This window comes from uncultured Phyllobacterium sp. (genome assembly GCF_902479695.1).
Taxonomy (GTDB): Bacteria; Pseudomonadota; Alphaproteobacteria; order Rhizobiales; family Rhizobiaceae; genus Phyllobacterium; species Phyllobacterium calauticae.
In genome coordinates this window covers 96,042-105,714 of sequence record NZ_CABSQF010000017.1, presented here as the reverse complement: position 1 = coordinate 105,714, position 9,673 = coordinate 96,042, and the positions used below count along the sequence as shown (strand labels likewise).

At 54.6% G+C, this 9,673-nt stretch carries 6 protein-coding genes; all 6 read left to right on the top strand.

Features of this window, described 5'->3' with window-relative positions; all coding sequences use genetic code 11:
- Positions 1 to 158: 158 nt before the first annotated feature.
- The 6 genes from RDL77_RS12640 (at position 159) to RDL77_RS12615 (ending at position 9,449) form a co-directional block, all read left to right on the top strand.
- The gene (locus tag RDL77_RS12640) at positions 159 to 1,181 is read left to right on the top strand and encodes a putative 2-aminoethylphosphonate ABC transporter substrate-binding protein (RefSeq protein ID WP_223614506.1); all 1,023 of its coding nucleotides are present in this window, start codon (positions 159 to 161) and stop codon (positions 1,179 to 1,181) included.
- Positions 1,182 to 1,303: 122 nt separating this feature from the next.
- Positions 1,304 to 2,419 carry a putative 2-aminoethylphosphonate ABC transporter ATP-binding protein gene (locus RDL77_RS12635; protein ID WP_288193112.1) on the top strand — a complete coding sequence of 372 codons (1,116 nt, stop codon included), beginning with the start codon at positions 1,304 to 1,306 and terminating at the stop codon, positions 2,417 to 2,419.
- Positions 2,403 to 4,421, top strand: coding sequence for a putative 2-aminoethylphosphonate ABC transporter permease subunit (locus tag RDL77_RS12630; protein ID WP_288193105.1), 2,019 nt, complete (start codon positions 2,403 to 2,405; stop codon positions 4,419 to 4,421). The genes RDL77_RS12635 and RDL77_RS12630 overlap by 17 nt, the downstream gene beginning before the upstream one ends.
- A 748-nt stretch (positions 4,422 to 5,169) precedes the next feature.
- Complete coding sequence (locus RDL77_RS12625) at positions 5,170 to 7,908, top strand: autotransporter domain-containing protein (RefSeq protein ID WP_288193103.1); 2,739 nt, start codon at positions 5,170 to 5,172, stop codon at positions 7,906 to 7,908.
- Positions 7,909 to 8,164: 256 nt separating this feature from the next.
- A complete protein-coding gene (locus tag RDL77_RS12620) occupies positions 8,165 to 8,647 on the top strand; it encodes a MarR family winged helix-turn-helix transcriptional regulator (RefSeq protein ID WP_288193101.1) in 483 nt (160 codons plus the stop codon).
- A complete protein-coding gene (locus RDL77_RS12615; protein WP_288193099.1) occupies positions 8,634 to 9,449 on the top strand; it encodes an SDR family NAD(P)-dependent oxidoreductase in 816 nt (271 codons plus the stop codon). Before RDL77_RS12620 ends, RDL77_RS12615 begins: the two co-directional genes overlap by 14 nt.
- The last annotated feature ends 224 nt before the right edge of the window (positions 9,450 to 9,673 follow it).

The window sequence follows — 9,673 nt, the reverse complement described above, 5'->3', positions numbered from 1 at the left end:
TCAGATAAATAGATTTTACTTATCAAAGGGTGTTCCGCACTATCAACGTATGGACTGGGCGCGTTCTGGCAAGATGAGACATTTCTCGGTTGACGGCGGCGAACCTTTCCCAAGCAAAAAAGCGCATAAGCCGATCTTTAAAAAATGGGAACCAAGTCATGAACACGCACAAATCTGTGGCGCTTGCCGCCTTTGCCTTTACGCTTCTGTCATCGGCGGCCTATGCCGAGACTCAATTGACCGTTTACACCGCCTTCGAGGCGGTTGATCTGCAGCGTTATGCAGACACGTTCAATGCCGATCATCCGGATATCAAGATCAACTGGGTGCGCGATTCCACGGGTGTCATGACGGCCAAACTCCTTGCCGAAAAGAACAATCCGCAAGCTGACGTGGTCTGGGGTGTCGCGGCATCTTCGCTATTGATGCTGAAAAGCGAAGGCATGCTGGAGCCCTATGCCCCAGCCGGTGTCGAAAAGCTTGATCCGAAATTCGTCGATAATTCCACACCGCCGAGCTGGGTGGGGATGGATGCCTATGTGGCGGCGATTTGCTACAACACCGTTGAAGGTAAGAAGCTCGGCCTGACCCCGCCAAAAAGCTGGAAAGATCTGACCAAGCCCGAATACAAAGACCATGTCGTGATGCCAAATCCGGCCTCGTCCGGTACGGGTTTCCTTGATGTTTCGGCTTGGCTGCAGATGTTCGGCGAAAAGGATGCCTGGTCCTTTATGGACGGGCTGCACAAGAATATTTCGAGCTACACCCATTCCGGTTCGAAGCCTTGCAAGATGGCTGGCGCTGGAGAGACTGTCATTGGTGTCTCCTTTGAATTTCCCGGTGCCAAGGCAAAGTCTGCCGGAGCCCCCATCGATATCATTTTCCCGGAAGAAGGCTCAGGCTGGGAAGCAGAAGCTGGTGCTATCATGGCGGGCACATCGAAGCTTGAGGCGGCCAAGGTGCTGATGGATTGGTCGATCAGCAAGAAAGCCAATGAAATGTACAATGTTGGTTATGCCGTTCTGGCAATGCCGGGTATTGCCAAGCCGGTGGAGAATCTGCCGACGGATGTCGCCTCGAAGATGATCAAGAATGACTTTGAGTGGGCGGCTACGAACCGCAACGCGATCCTCAAGGAATGGAACACACGCTACGATTCCAAATCGGAACCGAAAAGCTGAGGGCATTCAGCATTTGAACCGGGTGCCGCTCAGGCGGCACCCTTTATCAATCCTTGCGAGGTGCCCCCATGAGACATGAAACTCTTGCTCGCTCTGCGGCAACGCCCACGGAGGTGCGCCCAATGACACCATCCAGTGACCCGGCGTATTTGCAGATCTCGAATTTGTGGAAAGCATTTGGCGAATTTCATGCGTTGAAAGACGTCTCGCTTGATATCAAGGAAGGTGAGTTCGTTTGTTTCCTTGGACCGTCCGGATGTGGGAAAACCACGCTTCTGCGGGCAATTGCCGGACTTGATTTGCAAAGCCGGGGAACTATTCAGCAGGGCGGCAAGGATATCTCCACGCTGCCTCCGTCAAAACGGGACTACGGCATTGTGTTTCAATCCTATGCCCTGTTTCCCAATCTGACCATTGCCAAGAATATTGCCTTCGGGCTTGAAAATGCCAGGCGGTCGCGGCGCGAAACCGAAGACCGGGTAAAAGAACTGCTCCTCTTGGTCGGCCTTCAGGATCAAGCCGGTAAATATCCGGCGCAGCTCTCCGGCGGTCAGCAGCAGCGCATCGCTCTCGCCCGGGCTATAGCCATTTCCCCCGGCCTATTGCTGCTTGACGAACCACTCTCGGCGCTGGACGCGAAGGTACGCGTGCATTTGCGCCACGAGATCAAGGAATTGCAGCGCAAGCTTGGCGTCACAACCATCATGGTCACTCACGACCAGGAAGAAGCGCTGTCGATGGCGGATCGCATCGTTGTCATGAATCATGGAATCCTCGAACAGGTTGGCACGCCAACCGAAGTTTATCGGCATCCTCGCACTTTGTTCGTTGCCGATTTTATTGGTGAGACCAACAAGTTGCGGGCACGCGCAACAGACAGGCATGAGGTGGCTTTCGGCAACGGTCACCTGAATTGTCGTCAGCATGCTTTCGGTGTGAATGAACCTGTCATTGTGGCGATACGCCCAGAAGATGTCATTCCATACGAGCCAGGATCCAAATCAGGCGACACGGCGAATCTCGTCGACGTCATCATTGGCAAGATGGAGTTTCTCGGTTCCTTCTGGCGCACCCGTTTGCGCGGTGAAAGGCTTGGTGACGAGGTTCTCATCGCGGACTTCTCGATCAATGCTGCCCGGCGTCTTGGCCTTGCTGAAGGTGGGGCTTTGACGGTGGAGCTGCCTGCCGACCGTCTTCTGGTGTTTCCGAGCGGAGGTCACCATGGCAGCAGTCACTGATTTGCTCATACCGCTTCCTCACAACACACCAAGACTGCAGTTGGACACAGATGATCTGGTCAAACGCGGCTTGATGATCGTTATTTCGCTCTATCTGATCGTTGCACTGGCTGCGCCGCTTTATGTAATGCTATCGAAATCGTTCTCCACTTATAGTTTTGACCTGACCCGGTACGAGTTTCAGGTGAGCGATGCGGCCGGTAATTTCAGTCAAGCCACCACCGCAGCTGTGCTGAACGACAGGCTTTCGGTTCTCCCGCCAGATAAACTTGCAACGAACGCCGATGGCAGGCTCGCCGCGACCAGCTTCTTTCCAGACTTCAGCTTCCGCAGCCCGGTAAAATACCGAATACGCGGCACCACGGATGATACGACCTATCTGATCGGCTCGGACCTGCATCGAGGCACTCAATGGCAGGAGATGGATTCCAACACCTTTCGCCGTGTTGCGCTGAGATCGTCACGGTCCACCGGTTTCGATAATTATGTCAGCTATTTTTCTACACCGACGCTGTTCCGGTCCATCCAGAATTCATTGTTCATAGCGGTTATCAGCACTGTTTTGACAGTTGGTATCGCCTTTGGCTTTGCCTATGCGATGAACCGCAGTTGCATGCGATACAAGGGTGTGTTCCGTATGATCGCAATGGCGCCAATCCTTGTGCCTTCGCTTTTGCCCGGCATTGCCTTGATCTATCTCTTCGGCAATCAGGGTATGATCCGGGATGTGCTGTTTGGCGCATCCATCTACGGACCGCTGGGCATCGTTGTCGGTTCCGTTTTCTTCACGTTTCCGCATGCGCTGATCATTATTTCGACGGCGCTCGCCATTTCCGACCAGCGCCATTACGAGGCTGCGGCGTCATTGCGTGCCAGCCGCTGGCGTACCTTCTGGACCGTCACCATACCGGGAGCACGTTATGGGCTCATCTCGGCAGCTTTCGTTGTGTTCACGCTGGCAATCACGGATTTTGGCCTGCCGAAGGTGATCGGTGGCCAGTACAATGTCCTGGCGGTCGATATCTACAAGCAGGTCATCGGCCAGCAGAATTTTGAAATGGGCGCCGTTGTCTCGGTGATCCTGCTTGTGCCTGCACTTGCCGCGTTTGTTGTCGATCGTCTGGTGCAGAAAAAGCAGGTGGCACTGCTTTCGGCACGATCCGTTCCCTATGAGCCGAAGCCGAACCGGCGGTTCGACCGCCTTTGCCTCGTCTGGTGTGCATTGGTGGCTGCCTTCATCATAGGAATATTGCTGGTCTGCCAACTGGCGGCACTGGTCAAGTTCTGGCCTTACGACCTCAGTCTCAGTCTGAAGAATTTTGCCTTTAACCATATGGATGGCGGCGGCTGGGGCTCCTATAAGAACTCCATCCAGCTGGCAGGGCTGACAGCGATATTCGGAACCATTATCGTTTTCACCGGCGCCTACATGGTGGAAAAGACCGAAGGGTTCTGGAAAGGCCGCGCCATTTTCCATTTCCTGGCAATGCTGCCCATGGCTGTGCCGGGTCTGGTGCTGGGACTTGCCTATATTTTCTTCTTCAACAATCCTGCCAACCCACTGCATTCGATCTATGGCACAATGACCATTCTGGTTGTCTGCACCATTACCCACTTCTACACGGTGGGGCATCTGACGGCTCTCACGGCCCTCAAGCAGATCGATCAGGAGTTTGAATCTGTTGCCGCTTCGTTGAAACAGCCTTTCTACAAGCTGTTCGCCCGGGTGACCGTTCCAGTTTGCCTGCCAGCTATTCTCGACATCTCGATCTATCTCTTCGTCAATGCGATGACCACCGTTTCAGCTGTGGTTTTCATCTATTCCGCGAATACGGCATTGGCCTCCGTTGCGGTGCTCAACATGGATGACGCCGGCGATATCGCACCAGCGGCAGCCATGGGCATGATGATCTTTTACACCAATGTGCTGGCACGTCTTGTTCACGCGGGATTGTCTCGTGCTGTGCTCGTCCGGACCCAGGCATGGCGCAGCCGAGGCTGAAAATGCCGAAGCGAGCGAGCTACAATTATAGTGCGGGCAGATTTGGTAATCGATTGGAGTTGGAACTCGGAAGAGGCTAGTCTGCCCCCTGCAAAGTGATCCTTTATGAAGTATGGCTTTTGAGCCGGTAAGGGATACTGAGAATGCCAAGCAAACGACACAAGCTGCCCCCGCATGCAACCCTCGGTCTCTCTTATCAGGGGCGGATCGCAGCCGACGTCCGTCAGCATGGCTTCAAGGCAGATTTCAACGTGAGGTTCTAACAGATGACGCATAAAGAGGCTGAATAAACGTCCAACAGCTCTTTTGAATCAATCAGGCACCATCGTTCAAATCGTCGATATGGGAACCGGTGCGAGCAACGCAACCGGCTATATGGCTTGAATGGCCCATCTCAGTCATTGGGCGCATTCGTCTTCCAAGCGATGTGCCAGCTTCCTGCCATGGCCCGCCATTGGGATGGCCGTCATTAGCCATTCTAGGTAGCAGTTTGAAACTGGGCGTCCGTGAATTCCGCCAACTAAGTCTATCATCCATCTACACGTGAAGAGCACGGATCGGTTGTACTGAATGCGCGTCCGGTTGGGCGTGTTGGGACGGATTGCGGCTCGGCATCTTGGGAGTCGCCGACTCTTATTATGTGATCGAGAATCTAGGTGAGGTTGCCCGCACATTCGGGCGGACGGGCAGGACATCGTGAAATAACCCCGTACTCGCCCAGTTGCGCTCGGTGTAAAACGAGGGGGAAATGACTGCCATGGCCCTGTATAAAGCGACATGTGCATCGACAGCGCTTACAATGGCACTGCTTGCTGGAACGGCCTACGCCGGCAATACGACGTATTCGGGCAACAATTCTGCCGGCAATACCGCAATAGTCAACAATTCTGGCGATCTCACAACGTTTCAGGACACAAGCCAAGGCGGCACGGCTACCATTGCAAACCTTACTGGCGGCGAAACGGACTTCACCAATGCCAGTACTGCCGAGAATGCAAATATTGCCAACCTTGGCGGGCTGACACTATTTTCCGGCGCTAGCAATGCGGGCAGCGCGACTATTACAAATGGCGATGGGGGACAGACCCTCTTCTTCGGTACGAGCACGGCAGCCAATGCCTCCATTATCAACAATGTCGATGGCCGCACTGATTTCTTCAGCAACAGCATCGCAGGGCATGCCATCATAACCAACAATGGCGGTGCATTGTTATTCGGTGACACCAGCACAGCAGACAATGCTGTCATAACGAACACCCTTGGTGGTACAACCGCTTTCATCAATTCAAGTACTGCAGGCACTGCCAATATTTCCAACAACGGAGGCAATACCGAATTCGATGACAGCAGCACCGCTGGTAGTGCGTCTCTGGTCAACGCCAACAATGGACGAGTGACATTCTTCGACGCCAGTACTGCCAGCAATGCCACGATCACCAATAACAATACCGGTCTGACACTTATTCGCGGAACCAGCTCAGCTGGAAGCGCTGTCATTACCAACAACAGCGGTGGTCGAACGCTCCTTGACGACAGTGGATCGGCTGGCAACGCAACAATTACTTCCAACGCTGGCGGCCAAACCGTTTTCTTTACGAACAGCACCGGTGGCAATGCGCGGTTGATTGCCAACGGTACCGGCCTCGTCGATTTTTCCAATGGTCCTGCCACAAACACAGCCGGTTCTCTTGAAGGTAGCGGCCGATTCTTCCTTGGCGGGACTACGTTAACAGTCGGCGCGAATAATCTATCGACGGACGTCTCCGGCACTATTCAGGATGGGGGTACCGGCGGCGGTACCGGAGCATCTCTGGTAAAGACGGGTACGGGCAAACTCACCCTGTCCGGAAACAATACTTATACCGGTGGGACAACCGTTCAGGCAGGTATTCTTTCTGTCGACGGGACTCTGATCGGAACAGTTCAGGTGCTGAATAGCGCTACGCTTTCAGGCACAGGAACAGTTGGGACCACAACAGTTGCCTCAGGTGGTGTGATTGCGCCCGGCAATTCGGTCGGCACGCTCAACATTGCTGGAGATGTAACCCTTGCCAACGGTTCGGTCTACAACGTGGAGATCACCTCAGCCGGCACTTCGGATCTCATCGCGGCAACGGGGATTGCAACGCTGCAGGGCGGAGCGGTTTCGGTTCGTGCGCTTGATCCCGCTACGAGCTATCACACAGGCCAGACCTATCGGATCCTCACCGCGCAAGGCGGCGTTGGCGGTACATTCGATCCAAATGTCTTGACGAATTCGGCCTTTCTAGACGCAACGCTCGCGAACACTGCAAAAGCTGTCGATCTCACAATAGCGGTCAAGCAATCCCCGACGGCGGGTGGTGGTCCGTTCCCCATAGCGGCCACCACTCCGCATCAAATAGCAACTGCTGGCGCTCTTAACACTCTACCGCAAAGCGGCAATGCACTTGCGCTGTACAATACACTGCTCGTCTTGGATGCAGCATCTGCGCGGAAAGCCTTTGATGCGCTGTCCGGCGAAGTTTATGCCTCTGCAACAACCGTTCTTTTGGAAGATAGCCGCTTCATCCGAGATGCGGCAATCAATAGAATCCGTGGTGCTTTTAGCGGTGTCGCAGCGGCAGCGGTCCCGATTATGGCCTATGGTGATGACGGACCCAAACTTGCACCCTCGGTGACGGATCAATTTAGCGTATGGGGCACAGGGTTCGGCAATTGGGGTTCAGGCGAAAGCAACGGACACGCCGCGAGTCTTGAGAGCACGACCGGTGGCTTTCTGATCGGAGCAGATACCCAAATCGCTGACAACTGGCGCCTTGGTCTGCTTGCTGGGTATAGTCACACCTCCTTTAAAGTGGATGATCGAAATTCCTCAGGTGACAGCGACAATTATCACCTCGGCGTATATGGCGGCTCGCAATGGGGTAATCTTGGTTTTAGGGCAGGTGCGAGCTATACGTGGCACGATATCAATATCCGCCGGTCGGTCGTTTTCCCCGGTTTCTCAGACGATACATCTGCCAAATACAATGCGCACACAGCACAGGTATTCGGCGAGCTCGGTTATCGAATTGATACCAATCGTGTTGCCTTTGAGCCTTTCGTCAATCTGGCCTATGTCAATTTCAAGCATGACGCCTTTGCTGAAACCGGCGGAGCAGCGGCTCTTATCGGCAGCAAGACGGATACGGATGACACATTCACGACGCTGGGCGTCAGGGTCTCTTCGGACTTCATGTTGGGCAATGTAACAACGGCTGCGCGTGGCATGCTGGGTTGGCGTCATGCGTTCGGTGACACCGTACCCCATTCGAATCTTGCGTTTACCGGTAGCGCTGCCTTTGATATTTCCGGCGTCGCCATTGCCAAAGACGCGCTGGTGCTTGAAGCGGGTCTCGATTTCAAGATTTCACCACAGGCAACGATTGGCATTTCTTATTCCGGTCAGTTTGCCAGCAAGGCGCAGGACAATGCGTTCAAGGCCGATATTTCGTTCAAGTTCTGACAGGGCGTTGTCCCGTTGTTTGAAGGGCTCGTGCTGACCGTTTCAGAAGGTCTGGCCACTGATTGCTGCCCGTTGTGCCATGGCATGCAGTCTGTGATTGCGCATTTAGCTGGCCGAATTGCCGCGTTGTTTGAAACGGGTGACAAAGGGTCGGCTCTTTTTAGGCGCTCATCCTAAGTTTCTATTATGTGGTCCCTTTCCAGCGATACAGAATTCCCATATAGTTGTATGGAGCAACTATATGGGGCGACGCGGTATGACTGCTTGCAACGATGAATCTCATATTGCCCGGATTCGCGATGCCTCTCGCCGACTTGTACGGGAGCTTGGCTTCCTGCGGCCAACACTGGCGGCAACTGATCTGCCGCCTTCTGCGGTGCATGCGTTGGTTGAAATCGGCGCACGCGGGTCCATGACGGCTTCCGATCTCAGTGCTGTCCTCATCCTGGAAAAATCCACGGTGAGCAGAATGGTGCGCAAGCTGGTCAAAGCCGGTGAACTAGCTGAGGAAATCAGCAATGACGATGCGCGTGTAAAGCCGTTGTCGCTCACCCCGCAAGGGGTATCGACGCTGCAGCGGGTCGATGCGTTTGCACGGCATCAGGTGATGGAGGCGCTGACGAGGATGGGCGTCGAAGCAGGTCGTAACTTGCCGGAAAGCTTGGATTCCTATGCCTGCGCCCTGCAGGCCAGCCGAACAGAAAATAAAACTGGAGACAAGGAGTATGGCGTTGGATGATGTCGATCCGGTAGTTCTGGCAGGACCCGTTCCACAATGGAGGCCGGGCGGCAAGCTGGCAGGCAAAGTATGCCTGGTCACGGGAGGTGCAACTGGCATCGGCCGCGCTACTGCGCTTCGAATGGCTCGCGAGGGTGCAACGGCAGTCGTCATAGCGGGTCGCAGGCAGGCTATCGGACAAAACGTTGCCGCCGAACTTGAGACCATCGGTGCTGAGGCACTCTTTGTTACGGCAGATGTTGCCTGTGAAGCGGAGGTCGAGCAACTGGTCGGAACACTCCTGCAACGCTTCGGGAGGCTGGACACGGTTTTCAACAATGCCGGGTTTCAGGAGAAGCGAGCTTCACTGGCTGATCAGACGGATGCTGTCTATAGTCAGGTATTTGACACCAATGTGCGGGCTATATTTCATTGTATGCGCCATCAAATACCCGCGCTTCTGGCCTCTGGTGGCGGGACGATTGTCAACAACACAAGCGTCAGCGGACTACGCAATCCCAATCCTGGACTGTCGCTATATTCTGCTTCGAAAGCAGCCGCCATTTCCATGACGCGTTCGGCGGCCATGGAATATGCACCGCAGGGTGTGCGGATCAATGGCGTCGCTCCGGGGCGCGTGGTGACAGATATGATGCTGGCGTCGGGTATTGCGGACATGCGTCAGGTCGCGGCCAGCCTGCCCCTGCGGCGCATGGGCCATCCCGAGGAAGTTGCGGCGGCGGTTTGCTGGCTGCTGTCAAGTGAGGCTGATTACGTTGTCGGCCATATCCTCTGCACGGATGGCGGTTTTCTCGCGGGTTAAGCCGGCGCCACAGACCCGCGATGCTGTCCGAAGGAGCGCCAGCCTCAACATAACCAAAGGTTCGGAGCACGATTTTGAAGACACAGGAATTGGTGCGTACCGGGTGTTATCCGAACTGCAACAGTTGCAGCTTGCCCATGTAATTCGTGAATTTGCAGATGCGGCGTGAGTGCCGCATCTGCAACCATTGCAACCTTGTTATGACTTGTGGTTGCTCTATCAAC

What these genes read in the sequence shown, in the direction of transcription:
- RDL77_RS12615 (WP_288193099.1), top strand. Translation starts at nt 8,634, where the DNA reads ATGGCGTTGGATGATGTCGATCCGGTAGTTCTGGCAGGACCCGTTCCA.
- RDL77_RS12630 (WP_288193105.1), top strand. Translation starts at nt 2,403, where the DNA reads ATGGCAGCAGTCACTGATTTGCTCATACCGCTTCCTCACAACACACCA.
- RDL77_RS12620 (WP_288193101.1), top strand. Translation starts at nt 8,165, where the DNA reads ATGACTGCTTGCAACGATGAATCTCATATTGCCCGGATTCGCGATGCC.
- RDL77_RS12635 (WP_288193112.1), top strand. Translation starts at nt 1,304, where the DNA reads ATGACACCATCCAGTGACCCGGCGTATTTGCAGATCTCGAATTTGTGG.
- RDL77_RS12640 (WP_223614506.1), top strand. Translation starts at nt 159, where the DNA reads ATGAACACGCACAAATCTGTGGCGCTTGCCGCCTTTGCCTTTACGCTT.
- RDL77_RS12625 (WP_288193103.1), top strand. Translation starts at nt 5,170, where the DNA reads ATGACTGCCATGGCCCTGTATAAAGCGACATGTGCATCGACAGCGCTT.